Raw genomic sequence first — 16,918 nt, 5'->3', positions numbered from 1 at the left:
CCTCAATCCTTTTTCGCGACGCCGATGGCGGGGCCGTTGCCCATGCCGGCGAGCACTTCCGCCACATGGCGCACGGCGATCTGGTGCCCCTCGCGCTGGAGCTTGCCGGCCATGTTCATGAGGCAGCCGAGATCCCCCGCCAGCAGGGTGTCGGCTCCCGAGGCCACGACATTGTCCGCCTTCTTGCCCACGATGGCGTTGGAGATGTCGGGATATTTCACGCAGAAGGTGCCGCCGAAGCCGCAGCAGGTGTCCGCATCCGCCATCTCATTGAGGGTGAGGCCCTCCACCGAGGCGAGCAGCGCGCGCGGCTGGTCCTTCACCTTGAGCTCGCGCAGGCCCGAGCAGCTGTCGTGATAGGTGGCGACGCCCTCATAGCGGGCGGTGACGGAGGTCATGCCCATTACGTCAACGAGGAAGGAGACGAGCTCGTAGACCTTGGCGCAGAAACGCTCGGCGCGGATCATCCCATCCGGCTCGCCGGCGAACAGCTCGGCATAATGGGTCTTCATCATGCCCGCGCAGGAGCCGGAGGGGGCCACCACGTAATCGAAGCTCTCGAAGGCGGCGATGGTCTGTTCCGCCAAAGCGCGGGCGGTGGCGCGATCGCCGGAATTGAAGGCGGGCTGGCCGCAGCAGGTCTGGCGCGGGACGTCCACCTCGCAGCCGGCCTCCTCCAGCAGCTTGGCCGCCGCGAACCCCACCGACGGGCGCAGAGTATCCACGAGGCAGGTGCAGAACAGCCCCACGCGCGGCGGGCGGGCGTGTGCGGAAGAGGCGGGACCGGTGAAGGAGGTCATGGCAGCTCGGCGCTCTGGCGTTTCGAGTGAGGCGGTGGGCGGTTCACGAAGACGCGGTCCGCAAAGATGCGATCCTTTGGGGGAACAAGCCCCCCGCGTGGGCGCCACCAGCGCGCCTTTGGCCGGCGCGCTGCCGCTCACATTGGAACGATCCTATACCACCTCGCCGCCGGCGGTGGAAACCATGGGGGTCAGCCCACCAGCTCGAACCATTCGTCCTCGGTGATGACCTTCACGCCCAGGGCCTGGGCCTTTTCCAGCTTGGAGCCGGCGCCGGGGCCGGCCACCACCAGATTGGTCTTGGCGGAGACGGAACCCGCCACCTTCGCCCCCAGCCGCTCAGCCATGGCCTTGGCCTCGTCACGGGTCATGCGCTCCAGCGAGCCGGTGAACACCACGGTCTGGCCGGAAACGGGGCTCGCCGCCGCCACCGCTTCCATGGGCGCCGGCGTCACATGAGCGAGAAGGGCCTTCAGCACCTCGCGATTATTGGGCTCGCCGAAGAACTCGATGACCGCTTCCGCCACCACGTCGCCGATGCCGTCGATGGCGATCAGCTCCTGCCATGCGGCATTGCCCTTGGGATGGACCTCGCCGGGCATTTCGGCGGCGAGCGCCACCTCTTCCAGTGCCTCCACGGTGCCGAAATGGCGCATGAGGCGCTTGGCGTTGGTCTCTCCCACATGGCGGATGCCGAGGGCGAACACGAACCGATCCACCGCCACCTGCCGTCGCGACTGGATGGCCGCGAACAGGTTCTTAACGGAGGTCTTGCCCCAGCCCTCCCGGTTCTCCAGCCGCTGGAGCGAGGCGGTGTTGCGCTCCTCCAGGGTGAAGATGTCGGCGGGGGAGCGGATGAGCTCCCACTCATAGAGGGCCTGCACCTGCTTCTCGCCCAGCCCTTCGATATCGAAGGCGTTGCGGGACACGAAGTGGCGCAGGCGCTCCACCATCTGGGCCGGGCAGATGAGGCCGCCGGTGCAGCGGCGCACCGCATCCATCTTGCCGGTCTTGGTATCCACCTCACGCACGGCATGGGAGCCGCAGACGGGGCAGAGGGTGGGGAACACATAGGGTGTGGCCCCTTCGGGCCGGCGATCCTCCAGCACCCGCACCACCTGGGGGATCACGTCGCCGGCGCGCTGCACCACCACCGTGTCGCCAATGCGGATGTCCTTACGTTGGATCTCGTCCTCATTGTGCAGGGTCGCGGAGGACACCACGACGCCGCCCACCGTGATGGGCGCGAGCTTCGCCACGGGGGTGAGCGCGCCGGTGCGGCCCACCTGGATCTCGATATCCTCCAGCAGCGTCACGGCCTGCTGGGCGGGGAATTTGTGGGCGATGGCCCAGCGCGGCGAGCGCGACACGAAGCCGAGCCGGCGCTGCAGCTCCAGCGCGTTCACCTTGTAGACGACGCCGTCAATGTCATAGCCGAGGGTGGCGCGGCGCTCCTCGATGCCGTGATAATGGGCGACCAGCTCGCGGGCGGATTTCACAACCACCGTCAGCGGATTGGTGGGAAAGCCCCAGCGCGCGAAGGTCTCGACCATGCCCATCTGGGTGTCGGCGGGCAAAGTGGTGGCCTCGCCCCAGGCATAGGCGAAGAATTTCAGCGGCCGGGCGGCGGTGACGGAAGGGTCGAGCTGGCGCAGGGATCCGGCGGCGGCATTGCGCGGATTGGCGAACACCTTCTCTCCGGCGGCCTCCTGGCGGGCGTTCAGCGCCTCGAAATCGGCCACCGCCATATAGACCTCGCCGCGCACATCGATGATGTCGGGCACATCGGCGCCGGTGATCTCCTGGGGGATCTCGGTGATGGTGCGCACATTGGCAGTCACGTCCTCGCCCTCGGACCCATCTCCGCGTGTGGCGGCGACGGTGAGGCGGCCCTGCACATAGCGCAGGGAGCAGGAGAGGCCGTCAATCTTGGGCTCGGACGTGAAGGCGACTTCCTCGCTTTCGCTGAGGCCCAAGAAGCGCTTCACCCGGCCCACGAACTCCTCAACCTCTTCATCGGTAAAGGCATTCGCCAGCGAGAGCATGGGCACCTGGTGGGTGACCTTCCCGAACTTCTCCACCGGCGCGGCGCCGACCTTCCTCGACAGGCTGTCGGCGCCCACGAGGGCCGGGAAGCGCTGCTCAATCTCCTCATAGCGCCGGCGCAGGGCATCATAGTCCGCGTCCGAGATGAGGGGGGCGTCTTCGCGGTAATAGGCGGCGTCGTGGCTGGCGATTTCCAGGGCGAGAGCCTTGTGCTCGGCGGCCGCCTGATCAGCGGTGAGCTCCCCGGCGGCGACGGAGCGGAAGGTCTGCGGGCTGGACGTGGTCATGCTGTTCCCTCTGGTGCCCCTTTCTGGCAAAGCCGAAAGTACGCGGCAATATCGCGAGGCGAGTCTTGCACGTTTTGCCCGCGCGCCAGGGGAGGCCATGACGGATCTTGCGGTTTTGGGCATCGATGCCGCCTGGACCCCGTCCAATCCGAGCGGCGTTGCCGTGGTGTCGCGGGAGGGCCGTCAGTGGCGTCTGAACCTGGTCGCCGGCTCTTACGGTGCCTTTCTTGAAGCCACCGGGGAAACCGCCTCGCTGACGGCGGCGGCTGGCCGGCTTGCGGGGGCGCCGCCGGCCGTGGTCGCGGTGGACATGCCCCTGTCGCGTGCGCCTATCACGGGCCGGCGGGCGGCGGACGACGCGGTGTCACGCGCCTATGGCACCCGGAAGTGCGCGACACACACGCCGAGCGCGACGCGGCCGGGCGCCGTGGGCCGCGACCTTCAGGCGCGACTGATGCAAGACGGCTACGCTCTGTGCACCACCCGTGTTTCGCCGCCTTGCCTCATCGAGGTCTACCCCCATCCGGCGCTGCTGAGCCTGACCGGAGCGCGCGAACGGCTGCCCTACAAGGCCGGCAGGACACGGAGCTACTGGCCGGGTCTGCCGATCGCGGAGCGCCGGGTGCGCCTGCTGGAGACATGGCGCGTCATCACGCGGAAGCTGGAGGAGCGCATTGCCGGCGTTCTGTCGGCGCTGCCGTTGCCGGATGCGAGTGCGCGCGGAGCCGCCTTGAAGGCCTACGAGGACCAGCTTGATGCCGTCGTTTGCGCGTGGGTGGGCATCGAGGCGCTGGAAGGGCGGGCCCAACCATATGGCGATGAGACCGCCGCCATATGGATTCCTGATGAAACCCCGACCGCCCCCTGACGGCGGTCGCTTCGTGCGGTCGCAGGGGGGCCTTACACGTCCACGCTGGCGCGCAGGGCGTTTTCCTGGATGAATTCGCGGCGTGGTTCCACCACGTCGCCCATCAGGCGGTTGAAGAGGTCGTCGGCCGCGTCCACTTCCTTCACCTTCACCTGCAGCAGGGTGCGGGCGTTCCGGTCCAGGGTGGTTTCCCAGAGCTGCTCCGGGTTCATCTCGCCCAGGCCTTTATAGCGCTGCAGGGAGAGGCCCTTGCGGCCGGCGTCGGTGACGGCGTCGAACAGGTCGACCGCGCCGTGCAGGAGCGCCTCGTCACCCTTGCGCTTCAAGGTGGCGGCTTCGGTGAATACCCCTTCGAGTTCCTGCGAGAGGGTGTCCAGCCGGCGCGCCTCCGGCGAGGTGATGAAGGCGGCATCAAGCCGCGCCACTTCCTGCACGCCCCGCACCATGCGGGAGAAGGTGAAGCCGGTCTCGTCCGCGGTGCCGGTCCAGCTGCGCTCGGTTTCTTCCGCCAGGGTGTTGAGGCGCTCGGCCACGCGTTCGGCGGCGCGGCCCGCATGCTCGATGTCGGAGGCCACGGCGGTGGAGAGCGCGCCCGCCAGGGCGGCCTGTTCGGCCACCGCCCGGTTGTAGCGGGGGTGCAGAGCGTGCAGCGTGCCGCGGAAGTGGCGCGCCACCTCCACCAGCTGCGCCAGGTCGGCCCCGATGCGCACCTCGCCATTGGCCACCCGCAGGGAGGCTTCCTCCAGGCCGGCGGTGGTCAGGTAATCCTCAAGCGCCTTCTCGTCCTTGAGGTAGGTCTCGGACTTGCCGCGGGTGACCTTGTAAAGGGGCGGCTGGGCGATGAAGAGGTTTCCCGCTTCCACGATCTGCGGCATCTGCCGGAAGAAGAAGGTGAGCAGCAGGGTGCGGATGTGGGCGCCGTCCACGTCCGCGTCGGTCATGATGATGATCTTGTGGTAGCGCAGCTTCGAAAGGTCGAAGTCGTCGCGGCCGATGCCGGTGCCGAGCGCTGTGATGAGCGTGCCGATCTGCTCGGAAGACAGCATCTTGTCGAACCGGGCGCGCTCCACGTTCAGGATCTTGCCGCGCAGGGGCAATACCGCCTGGAAGGCGCGGTCGCGGCCCTGCTTGGCGGAGCCGCCAGCCGAGTCACCCTCGACCAGGAACAGTTCGGACTTGGCCGGGTCGCGCTCCTGGCAGTCCGCGAGCTTGCCGGGCAGGGAGGCGATGTCGAGTGGGCTCTTGCGGCGGGTGAGGTCGCGGGCGCGGCGGGCGGCCTCGCGGGCGGCGGCGGCTTCCACCACCTTGCCAATCACCGATTTGGCCTCGCCGGGATTTTCCTCGAACCAGGTGCTCAGCGCGTCGCCCACCAAGCTTTCCACCACCGGGCGGACTTCCGAGGACACCAGCTTGTCCTTGGTCTGGGAGGAGAATTTCGGATCCGGCACCTTCACCGAGAGCACGGCGGTGAGGCCTTCGCGGCAATCCTCGCCGGTGGGGTCCACCTTCTCCTTCTTGGCGATGCCGGAGGCGGTGGCATAGCCAATCACCTGCCGGGTCAGCGCCGCGGCGAAGCCGGTGAAATGGGTGCCGCGATCACGCTGCGGAATGTTGTTGGTGAAGCACAGTACGTTCTCGTGGTACCCGTCATTCCACGAAAGCGCAGCCTCCACGGTGATGCCGTCACGCTCGGCGCGGATCACCACGGGCTTGGGGATGAGCGCGGTCTTGGAACGGTCGAGATACTTCACGAACTCCTCGATGCCGCCTTCATAGTGCAGCTCCTCGCGCTTCGGCTCGGGGCCGCGCGCGTCGGTCAGAACGATGAGAACGCCGGAATTCAGGAAGGCCAGCTCGCGCAACCGGTGCTCGAGGGTGGCGTAGTCGAACTCGATCTTGGTGAAGGTCTCGGGGCTCGGCAGGAAGGTAACCTTGGTGCCGCGCGCGTGCTCGGGCGCGTCCCGCACCACCTTCAGGGGGGCTTCCGCATCGCCATGGCGGAAGCGCATGAAGTGTTCCTTGCCATCGCGCCAGATGGTCAGGTCAAGCCAGGTGGAAAGGGCGTTCACCACCGAAACGCCCACCCCGTGCAGGCCGCCGGAAACCTTGTAGGAGTTCTGGTTGAACTTACCGCCCGCGTGCAGCTGGGTCATGATGACCTCAGCCGCCGAGACGCCCTCTTCCGGGTGCAGGTCGGTGGGAATGCCGCGCCCGTCATCGGTCACGGTCACCGAGCCGTCGGCATTGAGGGTGACGGTGACCTCATGGGCCCAGCCGGCCAGTGCCTCGTCGATGGCGTTGTCCACCACCTCGTAGACCATGTGATGCAGGCCCGAGCCGTCGTCGGTGTCGCCGATATACATGCCCGGACGCTTGCGCACCGCATCCAGGCCCTTGAGAACCTGGATGGATTGGGCGCCGTAATCGTCGGGGGACTGTGCGGGCACGGGTTCGGCCATATCGGGTCTCGAATCGGTTTGCAGCGTGTTGCGAATCTAGCGCAAACACGCGGTTATTTGGTGGCGACGCTCACCGCCGCCCCGGCCAGGGCGGCGCCGCAGACGCGGTTCAAGGCACGCATGGCGCGGCGCGAGGCGATGAAGCGCCGCGCGCGGTCCGCCAGATGCACATAGGCGGCCAGGACCAGGGTCACGATCACCAGTGCGAGGGCACTCATTTCGCCGAAGCCCAGAGCCGAGACGGAGGTCAGATCCATCAGGGTGGGCAGCAGGGCGAGATAGAACGCCATGGTCTTCGGATTGCCCAGGGAAAGGGCCAGGCCCGCGCCATAAAGGCCGAGCCCCGATTGCGGCGCGGGTGCCGGAGCCTCATCGGCGGCCGGAGCTGGAGCCGTCCACAGGCGCCAGGCCATATGGAGCAGATAAACGGCGCCGGCGAGGCGGATCACGAAGAACAGGTTGCCGAGCGAAGCCGCCAGGGCCGCAAGGCCCAGGGCCGCGCAGCCCAGCCACAGCACATCACCGCAGGCCAGGCCCAGAATGAAGGCAAGCGCACCCTTGCGGCCACGGGCGAGCGTGCGCGTCACCACGGCTACCACTGCCGGACCGGGGCTTGCGGCGCCCAGTGCCAGCACGGCCGCGAAAAAAGCGAGGCTTGCCGGTTCCATGCCCTCTAGTGCGCTGTGCGGGCCGGAACGTCAAGCCTCCTGCCCCCGGTACGCGCCGATGCGATCAGGCGCGCACGGCGGCGCTGGCGCCTTCCAGCTGGCCGATGGCGAGGAGCCGGGTGTGAAGAGCCATCTTGTCGAGGCTCGCCACCGGCAGGGCATCGAACACGGAGATGCGGGTCTTCAGATAATGGAAGGCGCGGTTGAAGGCGGCTTCCTTCTCGACGCTCGTGCCTTCCACCAGCGCCGGGTTCTCGATGCCCCAGTGCGCGGTGATGGGGTGGCCGGGCCAGTCGGGACATTCCTCCCCGGCCGCGTCGTCGCAGACGGTGATGATGAAGTCCATCTGCGGGGCATCGGGCTTGGCGAACTCGTTCCAGCTCTTGGGCCGCACCCCCTGGGTGGGATAGCCGAAGCGGTGCAGGGTGAGGATGGCCAGCGGGTGCACGCCATTGCCCGGATGGGTGCCGGCGGAAAAGGCGCGGAAGCGCCCGTGCCCGTCCTTGTTCAGGATCGCCTCGGCCATGATGGAGCGGGCAGCGTTGCGGGTGCACAGGAAAAGCACATTATAGACGTGTCCCGTGGCCGCCGTGTCCGACATCGCTTCCCCCTGGTGTTCGTGCTCTGAAGCGGCCATTCGCGTCGCCGCGGTCGGCGCAAGCCGCCTGTTCGCAGCATATAGCGCTGCTCTTCAACGTATTTGTGTCATTCGCGATCCGGGTCCTCGGGGCGCACAATGCGGACGCTGTCGCCGATGCGGACCTCGCCCGAGCGCACGACCTTCGCATAGGTGCCGCAATCGGCGTGGCCATAGGCCTGCATCAGGGCCTTCACCACGTTGAGGTCGCGCACGGCCCGCTCCGGGTTCACATTGACGGCGGCGCAGCGCTCCGTGCGCTTCAGGATGGCCAGCCGCGCCCCGCCCATGTCCAGCTCGCGGCCTTTCAGCTCCAGCTCGGCATTGGCGGGCCAGCCATCGATGTGGATGTTCATGCGGAAGCGCAGCGGGCTCAGCTCCGCCCCCATGCGCTCGGAAAGGTCCCGCACGCTGGCGAGATTGAGCAGCGAGACAAAGCCTGAGCGCAGGGAATCGGTGAAGCGGAACCCCGCCGGCGCCGTCAGCACGCGCAGCGGGCCGCGGGCCTCCTCGCCCATATAGAAGGTGAGGAAGGCGGCGATATGGGCGCGCCCTTCCTCCGTGGAGAGGTCGCCGCGGGCCGCCTCCACGCCTTCCATCCACAGGCTGAGCATGCAGTTCGCCTCGTCATAGCGGCTCTCCAGCGCGGCGAGGCGGGTGTCGCGCATGAGCATGAGGAAGGCGGTCTTCTGCCGGTAGGAGGGGGCGGCGGCATCGAAGCCGCTGGGGCCGTTCTCGACGGCATAGAGCCGATCCACCGGAAAGAAGGCGCCGGCCGTGAGCCGCACCCGCTCCACCGGCTCGGGCGAAAGGCCCTTCACCGGGTGGCGGTAGAGCGCGGCGACGGTAGCGGGCGCAAGGTCTGTCACGATGGGGGCGAGGGGAGATGGGGCGGCGATGGGCATGGCGGAGCCTCGGGGCAAAGCTGCCTGCGGTTCCCATCCGGCGGCGCGCGCGTCAACCCGTTTTCCTCTCCGGCAACATGGAGATCAGGGGCGGGGCTCGGGTGCGATTCTGGGGCAAATCCAGGGGCAAGCGGGGACGGGGCTGTTATTCTCGATTTCGTCGCCGACCCCTCTTCCGTTGCCGCCAAGTCACACCCACATGAGCTTCGGCGCAAGGAAGGCCACGGGAAACCGGGGAGGCCTCGCGCGGCGGTTGCCGGGGATACCGGGGCCGCGCCCCAGCGTGTTCCGCATGCTTCGCCAGAAGGTGACGGGACGCGAGAAGGAGGAGATACATGAATTTCGACATCTACACCGAGCGCGCGCGTGGCTTCGTCCAGTCGGCCCAGTCGCTGGCGGTTCGGGAAGGCCATCAGCAGTTCGTGCCGGAGCATCTGCTCAAGGTGCTGATGGATGATCCCGAGGGCCTGTGCTCCGGTCTCATTCAGCGTGCGGGCGGCAATCCCACGCTGGTGCGCGCCGATGTGGAAGCGGCGCTGAACAAGCTGCCGAAAGTTTCCGGCGGCTCGGGGCAGGTCTACCTTTCCCAGCCCATCGCGAAGGTTTTCGAGACCGCCGAGCAGGCGGCCAAGAAGGCGGGTGACGGCTATGTCACCGTCGAGCGCATGCTGCTCGCCCTCGCCATCGAGAAGGACACCGAGGCCGGCAAGATCCTGGCCAAGTCCGGCCTGACACCCCAGGCCCTGAATTCGGCCATCGAGGCCCTGCGCAAGGGCCGCACCGCGGACACCGCCACCGCCGAAAACGCCTATGACGCCCTGAAGAAGTATGCCCGCGACCTGACCCAGGCCGTGCGCGACGGCAAGCTCGACCCGGTCATCGGCCGCGACGAGGAGATCCGCCGCACCATCCAGGTCCTGGCGCGCCGCACCAAGAACAATCCCGTGCTCATCGGCGAGCCCGGCGTCGGCAAGACCGCCATCGTGGAGGGCCTCGCCCGCCGCATCGTCGACGGCGACGTGCCGGAGAGCCTGAAGAACAAGAGCCTGCTGGCCCTCGACATGGGCTCCCTCATCGCCGGCGCGAAATATCGCGGCGAGTTCGAGGAGCGCCTGAAGAGCGTGCTCAACGAGGTGCAGTCGGCCGAAGGCGGCATCATCCTGTTCATCGATGAGATGCACACGCTGGTGGGCGCCGGTAAGACCGATGGCGCCATGGATGCGTCCAACCTGCTGAAGCCCGCCCTTGCCCGCGGCGAGCTGCACTGCGTCGGCGCGACCACCCTCGACGAGTATCGCAAGCATGTGGAGAAGGACGCGGCCCTGGCCCGTCGTTTCCAGCCCGTCTTCGTCTCCGAGCCCACGGTGGAGGATACGGTCTCCATCCTGCGCGGCCTGAAGGAGAAGTATGAGCTGCACCACGGCGTGCGCATCACGGATTCGTCCTTGGTGTCGGCGGCGGTGCTCTCCAACCGCTACATCACGGACCGCTTCTTGCCGGACAAGGCCATCGACCTCGTGGACGAGGCCGCCTCCCGCCTGCGCATGCAGGTGGATTCGAAGCCCGAGGAGCTGGACAATCTCGACCGTGAGATCGTCCGCCTGCGCATCGAGCAGGAGGCCCTGAAGAAGGAGACCGACACCGCCTCCAAGGACCGCCTCGCCAAGCTTGAAAAGGAGCTGGCGGAGCTGGAGGAGAAGGCGGCCGTCCTCACCTCCAAGTGGAAGTCGGACAAGGAGAAGCTGGGCGAGGCGACCACCGTCAAGGCCAAGCTCGACCAGGCCCGCGCCGATCTTCAGACCGCGCAGCGCCAGGGCGAGTACCAGAAGGCCGGCGAGCTCACCTATTCGGTGATCCCCGAGCTGGAGAAGCGCCTGGCGGAGATCGAGAAGGTGGGCGCGGCCGGCGGCATGGTGGAAGAGGCGGTGACGCCCAGCCACATTGCCGGCGTCGTCTCCCGCTGGACCGGCGTGCCGGTGGACAAGATGCTGGAAGGCGAGCGCGAGAAGCTGCTGCGCATGGAATTGGAGCTGGCCAAGCGCGTGGTTGGCCAGTCGGAGGCGGTTGCCGCCGTCTCCACCGCCGTGCGCCGGGCTCGCGCCGGGCTCCAGGACCCGAACCGGCCCATCGGCTCGTTCCTGTTCCTCGGCCCCACCGGCGTCGGCAAGACGGAGCTCACCAAGGCTTTGGCGGAGTTCCTGTTCGACGACGAGACCGCCATGGTGCGCATCGACATGTCGGAATACATGGAGAAGCACTCCGTGAGCCGGCTCATCGGTGCCCCTCCCGGCTATGTGGGCTATGACGAGGGCGGCGCCCTCACCGAAGCCGTGCGGCGCCGGCCCTATCAGGTGGTGCTGTTCGACGAGGTGGAGAAGGCCCATCCGGACGTCTTCAACGTCCTGCTGCAGGTGCTCGACGACGGGCGCCTGACGGACGGGCAGGGGCGCACGGTGGACTTCCGCAACGTGCTCATCGTCATGACCTCGAACCTCGGGGCCGAGTTCCTGGCCGATCCGCGCCAGCCCATGGGCTTCAAGGTGGACGGCAAGGAAGAGGTGGTGTCCGACGAGGAGGCCTATGACCTGGTGATGAACGCGGTGCGGCACCATTTCCGCCCCGAATTCATCAACCGTATCGACGAGATCGTCATGTTCCACCGCCTGAAGCGGGAGCAGATGGACTCCATCGTCGATATCCAGATGGGCCGCCTGAAGAAGCTCCTGGAGGATCGCAAGATCACCCTGGACCTTTCGCCGGAGGCGCGGCACTTCCTGGCCGAGAAGGGCTATGACCCTGCCTATGGCGCGCGTCCGCTGAAGCGGACCATCCAGAAGCTGGTTCAGGACCCGCTCGCCGAGAAGATCCTCGCCGGCGACATCCTGGATGGCACCACGGTTCATATCGGCCTGGAAGATGGCCACCTCACCTTCCTGGGCGAGGCGACCAGCGTGGAAGAGGCGGCCTGACCCGGCGGCTGAGCTGTAAGGCTGAAGATAACGAGGCCCTCCCTTGCGGGAGGGCCTTTTTTTCGCCATGGCCACTGTGTCGCGACGGCCAAGGCGTCTCGAACGCGGGGAATTGCGCTTCGCGTGGAGACAACGGCTTAGTCAGGCTGTTGAAGATGGTCAGGCCGGACACGGACGATGCCCATCGCGATGGAGCTTCTGCCGGCGCCGGAGATTTTCGAGCGCGGCCTGCCCGACACGCGTCTTGAACGACACGCGTTCTGGCCGATAGACGGGACCTCACCGGCTCCGCCGCTCGCAGCGATATTCGCCATGGCGGAAAGTGCGTTGCGGGCATTCCGCCAGTCGCTGGAAGACGCCATTCGCTTCCCTGGCGTGCTGTCGGTTCTCGGACGGGCCGTGCCGCCGCTTTTGCGAGCCGGGCGACCATTTCCGCCGGGGCGCGGCGCACCGCTCGCCCGCAAACGCGCTCCGCCCTCGGGCATCCGCGATGAGGCTTCATCCCCGCGCGACCACATGGATGAAGCGGCGTTGGACCGCATCCTCAGGAACGTGCCGGCCGGCGCAGCCTCTTTCCGGGCGGCGCGAGCGGGATCTTATGCTGCCCACATCCTCAGGTGTCGCGTTATTTGCCGCGCGCCGTCGCGAGCAGCTCCTGCGCCCGTTTGGTGGCCTCTTGGAAGAAGGTCTGGGCCGGCGCCTCCTTCACGAAGCAGGCGCGATAGGCCGCCGCGCCTTCCTCCTCCACCTTGGTGGATTCCTGCCAGCGCGGATCCTGGTCGTTCTTCGACTTCTCGGCGGCGACGATCAGCGCCTTGGCCTTGTCCTCAAAGCTGTCCCAGATCTTGTCGCAGGCCGGGAAGGGGGGAATATCCTCCTTCACCTCGGTGGCACCCACCACCACGCGCCCGTCGGCCACGCGGGTGAAGACGATGGTGTTGGGCGCATCGTTCTGGGCGCCCGTCTGGGTGAACAGGCCGAGGGCGGCATTGACACTCTCCCCCGTCCCGGCCGCCACCGGCAGGTCCATGTATTTCACGAAGGCCGCATCGGCACCCATCACCGCATTGTAGAGCGGCCCGGAGCCCATGGCGTCGCCCATGCCGGAGCGCAGGGCGGCGGGGGCGTCCGGAGCCTTGCCGCGGTTGCCGAGCCAGTTGAGAAACACCGGCTCGGGCGAGATGAAAACGCGGGTCAGATAATCGTCGCTGGAGAATAGCAGGCCGTCCGGCTGCTGCGATTCCAGGAATTCGGGAATGAGCGTGGTGGGCAGGAAGATGGGCGTGCTTTGTGTGCCGGGGAACGACACCGGACCCAGCAAGGCTTCCATGCGCGCCTGGAGATCCTTGACGGCGGCGGCATTGCGCCTGTCCACAGCGTCCTCGCTCTCACCGGCCCGGACCGCGCCGGCGATCTCAGCCGCGAGCTTGTCGCGTGCCGCGATGTAATCTTCGACGGTGGCTGCCCCCGCTGGCGTCGCCATGCCTGGCAAGAGCGCAAGGCCCGCCACCAGGGTTGCCGCCGCCAGACGGGCCAAGCCACGCCGGCAGAGCTGGGGGGCGGGGCGATGCTGTGCGATCCGGCTCATGTCGGCCTCCTGGCGCGTTCGAGAAAAGCGGGCAGAGTTCGAAAAAGGGAATCATCGCCGCGGCGCCGCGGCCTTTGCCGTTCCGGCATTCTGGCCCGACCCGCGCGAAATCCAAGCGCTGAGGGGACCAAATTCCGCCAGCTCCCCGCCGCGCCATTGACGCAGCGGGGAGCGGCTTTGTCACCGGCCGCGCAGGGTGTCGAGAAAGGCTTCGGCGCGCTTGGTCGCCGCGGCGAGGGCTGCTTGGCTTTCCGGGGCCTTTGCAAAGCAGGCCTGGAAGGCGGCGGCGCCTTCCTCCTCCAGCTTCGACAGCTCCGCGAAGCGGGGATCCTCCAGGTCGCTTACCGTCTCAGTCGCCTTCAGGAGCGCCTGAATTTTTACATCGTAGGGCTTCCAGACCTGCGTGCAGACGGCCGGCACCTTCGCGTCTAGGGTCACCGGCATCATGCCTAGAACGGCCCGTCCATCGGCCACCCGCACCACTACGATGGTATTGGGAGGGGTGTCGGCCGGGGCTTCATCGGTGTAGAGGCCGAGATTGGCATAGGCCGTTTCCCCCGGCGCGGCGGTCACGGCAAGGGCGGTATAGGGAATGAAGCCGCCGCCCGGATTAACGATGCTGTTGTTGACCAGATAGGCGGTATTGGGAAGCGCCTTGAGGCCTCCTCGCGCTGCGGCGGGAGCGTCCTTGTCCTTGGCGCGCGCGGTGAGCCAGGCTTGCAGCACCGGCTCCGGCGTCACCACCACGCGGGTGGTTTCGTTCTTGTCGGTCAGCGCCATGCCGTCGAGCTGGGTGGTGCCCAGGTCGTCGCCGTAAACGAAGACGTCGAGGGTATAAGTGGGGTTGCCCAAGCCCTTCAGCTTAAGGGGCCCAACCAAGGCTGACATGCGCTTGGCCAGGTCCTGGCGCGCGGCTTCTTCCGCCTTGATGACATCGTCGTCGCCATTCTTGCCCGCATTCGCCGCGGCAAGGGCCGTGGCGATGGCCTTGTCGCGGACCGCGAAATAATCATCCACCGGGGCGGCCGTTGCGGCGAGCGGCTGGCACACGAAGGGGAGGGCGGCGGCAAGCAGGGCGGCGCAAAGGGTGCGGCGGGCGAGGCGGGTCATGGGATGCTCTTGTCAGGATGCAAGGCGTCCATTCTCGCTTCCCGGAGGCGAACAGGAAATGACTTTCCTGCACCACACGGCCCGAAACGCGGCGGCGTGGCGCCGCGCCCGGTGCACTTCCCCCGCCTCCTGCGAAGCGGGATCCGCCGCGCGCGAATGGTCCTCAGTTGCTCGCTTCGCGCGCCGGTTTGCCGGAGGCGGAAACGCCAGCCACCTTGGGCGGCACCGGCCCGTGGTTCATCAGGGCATCGATGCGTTCGCGCTCCTTGCCGAACTCCGCCAGGAACTTGCCCGAAAGGGCGCGCCCGCGCGGCAGCTTGATGCGCATGGGATCCACGAAATTGCCGTTGATCTTCACTTCGTAGTGCAGATGCGGGCCGGTCGACAGGCCGGTGGAGCCAATATAGCCGATGAGCTGCCCCTGGCGGACCTGCATCCCCTCGCGAATGCCACGGGCAAAGCCCGATTGGTGCGAATAGGTGGTGACATAGCCGTTGGCGTGCTGGATCTCCGTGTGCTTGCCATAGCCGGATTTCCAGTTGGCATAGATGATGGTGCCATTGCCGGCGGCATAGATCGGGGTGCCGATGGCGTCCGCCCAGTCAACGCCCGTGTGAAGCTTGGAGTAGCCCAGGATGGGATGTCGGCGATAGCCGAAGGGAGAGCGCATGATGCCGCCGCTCAGCGGCTTTCTCACCAGGAACTTCTTCGCGCTCTTGCCGTCCTCGTCATAATAATCGATGACGCCATCATCCGATGTCTGGAAACGGTAGTAGCGCTTGGTGTCATTGCCGAGGGTAAGAGCCGCGAACAGCACCTCGTTATTGCCCGAGGGGTCGTCCGAGTACAGCACCTCGAAATTGTCGCCCGAGCGCACACGTTTCTGGAAATCAACGTCGAACGAGTAGACCCGGATGAGATCCGCGATCACCGAGCGGGGCACCTCGTTGCGCAGGGCCGTTTCATAGATGCTCTCGTAGAGGCGCACGCCCGGCCCGCTGTCGTCGTCTGCATCCTCGGAAACGCCGGCCATCTCCGTTTCGGCGGGCTCCGGCACGTTCACGAACTCGTTGCGGTCGGACAGCGCAATGGTGCCTTCGTGACCCGAATCGCTGAAAAGCGAGACGCGCAGCGGCAGGATCCGGCTGCCCTCCTGCTGCAGCAGCATGCGCAGCCGCAGCCCGTCTTTCACAATGCCATCCTTGCCGCGCTTGAATGCGGCTGCCAGCGCGCGGGCATCCTCCTTTGACACGCCCGCATCGGTGAGGATGGAGACGATGGTGTCTCCCTTCTTCACCACCACGGTCGTGTCCGACCAGTCATTGCCGCCAGACGTCTCCGCCGAAGTCTTGGGCACGAAGCTGATATTGTCCCGGGGGGCCGGTGCTGCGGCGGCACCAAGATCCTGCCCCACGCTGGCGTAGGACAGATAGGGCGCATTGGGTGAGAAATGCGCGCTGGTACCGACGATCGCCTCCGGCAGCACGCCCGGCTGGCTACGCGCCAGCTCCGCGATCTCCCGGACCTTAACCAGCACGCTCTCCATGGGGACCGTGGCGCCCAGCTTCGTATGGGGCGGAACCGAAGTCAGCTCGCGCATCACCACCGTCACCTCGCCGGTCGGCTCCGCCTGCGGGGCGGCTTCCTCTCTGGCCGTGGAATCGGCCACCAGCTGCGCGGGGTTGAAACGGGGAATATTGGCCGACACCGACGTGGTCGACATGGCTAAGTTGGCGGCCACGCGCGTGAAGGGCCGCACCTTGATGATCTCACGGTCGCCCACCTTGGTGGCCGTGGAAACCCGGAACGTCTGCCGCGCGTTCGAGCTGTCGCTCAGTAGCGACATGCGATCGCCCTTCCGGGAAGCATTCGTGGGCCGCTCACCGACAGCCAGCGCGTTGCGCAGGGTGGTGCGAATCTTTTCCGGCATAAGCGCCAGGCGGTGTTCACCATCGAGCGCGGCATAGACCGCGCCTCCCATCAGGAACGAACCGCACAGTGCCGTCAGCAGCGTCGCAGCGAACCAGCGCACCGAAACACGGCGCCGATCAATCTCTTCCTCGTCGCCATCGACGCCAAGCGGCGGGTCCTCACCGAGACCGGCCGCGCTTCCGGAATCGCGCCAAGCGGCTGCTGATCGTCGTTGATACATTCCGTCCCTTCAGGTCGCTGCGGCGCACCGTTTCGTCCCGCGACGCATCTCTTGCAGGTGCGCGGACAATGCCTCTCGACACTGCCCTCGTCAACGCAACCCCGGCATCGTCAAGCAGGCCGGATGAGATCCTCGACTCGCGGCGAAAGCATGGCGCGGCCTCGTAACGCGTTGCCGCATCGTCCCTTCGCACGCCCGCCGATGCCCTCTGTCTCCGTGCCTTCCACGTTTTCGTGAACGCTCTCCGGACTTCCGAAGGTGCGCAGAAAATAGAGAACGCGCGCGCACGCGCGACCCGCCGACCCTGACCTCGATTTCCGAAAGTTCGCGCGACCGCCTGTGGCGCAAGCTGACCTGCTGCGAATTTTTCCACAGCGGCAAACCCGTTGCACGAGCGTGCTTTCGGTGCTGTGCAGCCGCGATTTGTCC

General features: G+C 66.9%; 11 protein-coding genes. 2 read left to right on the top strand and 9 right to left on the bottom strand.

The annotated features are described in order from the left end of the window. Positions 1-2: 2 nt before the first annotated feature. Entirely contained in the window at positions 3-800 is a 798-nt protein-coding gene (locus V5F26_RS02790; RefSeq protein WP_394947657.1) for a (Fe-S)-binding protein, read from the bottom strand. A gap of 191 nt (positions 801-991) precedes the next feature. Beyond that, positions 992-3,133 (bottom strand): NAD-dependent DNA ligase LigA, encoded by a 2,142-nt coding sequence (gene ligA / locus V5F26_RS02785; protein WP_394947656.1) that lies wholly within the window; start codon positions 3,131-3,133, stop codon positions 992-994. A 97-nt stretch (positions 3,134-3,230) separates the two neighbouring features. On the opposite strand from ligA, the gene V5F26_RS02780 reads away from it, so the two are divergent. Beyond that, entirely contained in the window at positions 3,231-4,001 is a 771-nt protein-coding gene (locus V5F26_RS02780; protein WP_394947655.1) for a DUF429 domain-containing protein, read from the top strand. 32 nt (positions 4,002-4,033) lie between these two features. Here the strand turns inward: V5F26_RS02780 and gyrB are convergent, their stop codons facing one another. From gyrB to V5F26_RS02760, 4 genes are all read right to left on the bottom strand, one after another. Further along, positions 4,034-6,460 carry a DNA topoisomerase (ATP-hydrolyzing) subunit B gene (gene gyrB, locus V5F26_RS02775; RefSeq protein WP_394057951.1) on the bottom strand — a complete coding sequence of 809 codons (2,427 nt, stop codon included), beginning with the start codon at positions 6,458-6,460 and terminating at the stop codon, positions 4,034-4,036. Positions 6,461-6,513: 53 nt separating this feature from the next. After that, on the bottom strand, positions 6,514-7,128 hold the full coding sequence (locus V5F26_RS02770) for a LysE family translocator (RefSeq protein ID WP_234053097.1): 615 nt from the start codon (positions 7,126-7,128) through the stop codon (positions 6,514-6,516). Between the two features lie 64 nt (positions 7,129-7,192). Further along, on the bottom strand, positions 7,193-7,729 hold the full coding sequence (locus V5F26_RS02765; RefSeq protein WP_234053096.1) for an arsenate reductase ArsC: 537 nt from the start codon (positions 7,727-7,729) through the stop codon (positions 7,193-7,195). Between the two features lie 104 nt (positions 7,730-7,833). Continuing rightward, positions 7,834-8,670, bottom strand: a complete 837-nt coding sequence (locus V5F26_RS02760; RefSeq protein WP_394947654.1) for an MOSC domain-containing protein — start codon at positions 8,668-8,670, stop codon at positions 7,834-7,836. 335 nt (positions 8,671-9,005) lie between these two features. On the opposite strand from V5F26_RS02760, the gene clpB reads away from it, so the two are divergent. Further along, on the top strand, positions 9,006-11,639 hold the full coding sequence (gene clpB / locus V5F26_RS02755) for an ATP-dependent chaperone ClpB (RefSeq protein WP_394057945.1): 2,634 nt from the start codon (positions 9,006-9,008) through the stop codon (positions 11,637-11,639). Between the two features lie 625 nt (positions 11,640-12,264). Here the strand turns inward: clpB and V5F26_RS02750 are convergent. The 3 genes from V5F26_RS02750 to V5F26_RS02740 form a co-directional block, all read right to left on the bottom strand. Beyond that, positions 12,265-13,227: a hypothetical protein gene (locus V5F26_RS02750; RefSeq protein ID WP_394947653.1), complete on the bottom strand. Its 963-nt coding sequence runs from the start codon at positions 13,225-13,227 to the stop codon at positions 12,265-12,267. 180 nt (positions 13,228-13,407) lie between these two features. After that, positions 13,408-14,337, bottom strand: coding sequence for a hypothetical protein (locus V5F26_RS02745; RefSeq protein ID WP_394947652.1), 930 nt, complete (start codon positions 14,335-14,337; stop codon positions 13,408-13,410). 163 nt (positions 14,338-14,500) lie between these two features. After that, positions 14,501-16,489: a M23 family metallopeptidase gene (locus V5F26_RS02740; RefSeq protein ID WP_234053091.1), complete on the bottom strand. Its 1,989-nt coding sequence runs from the start codon at positions 16,487-16,489 to the stop codon at positions 14,501-14,503. Between the last annotated feature and the right edge of the window lie 429 nt (positions 16,490-16,918).

Source organism: Xanthobacter variabilis, from assembly GCF_043831965.2.
Classification (GTDB): Bacteria; Pseudomonadota; Alphaproteobacteria; order Rhizobiales; family Xanthobacteraceae; genus Xanthobacter.
This window is presented reverse-complemented; position numbering and strand designations above follow the sequence as displayed.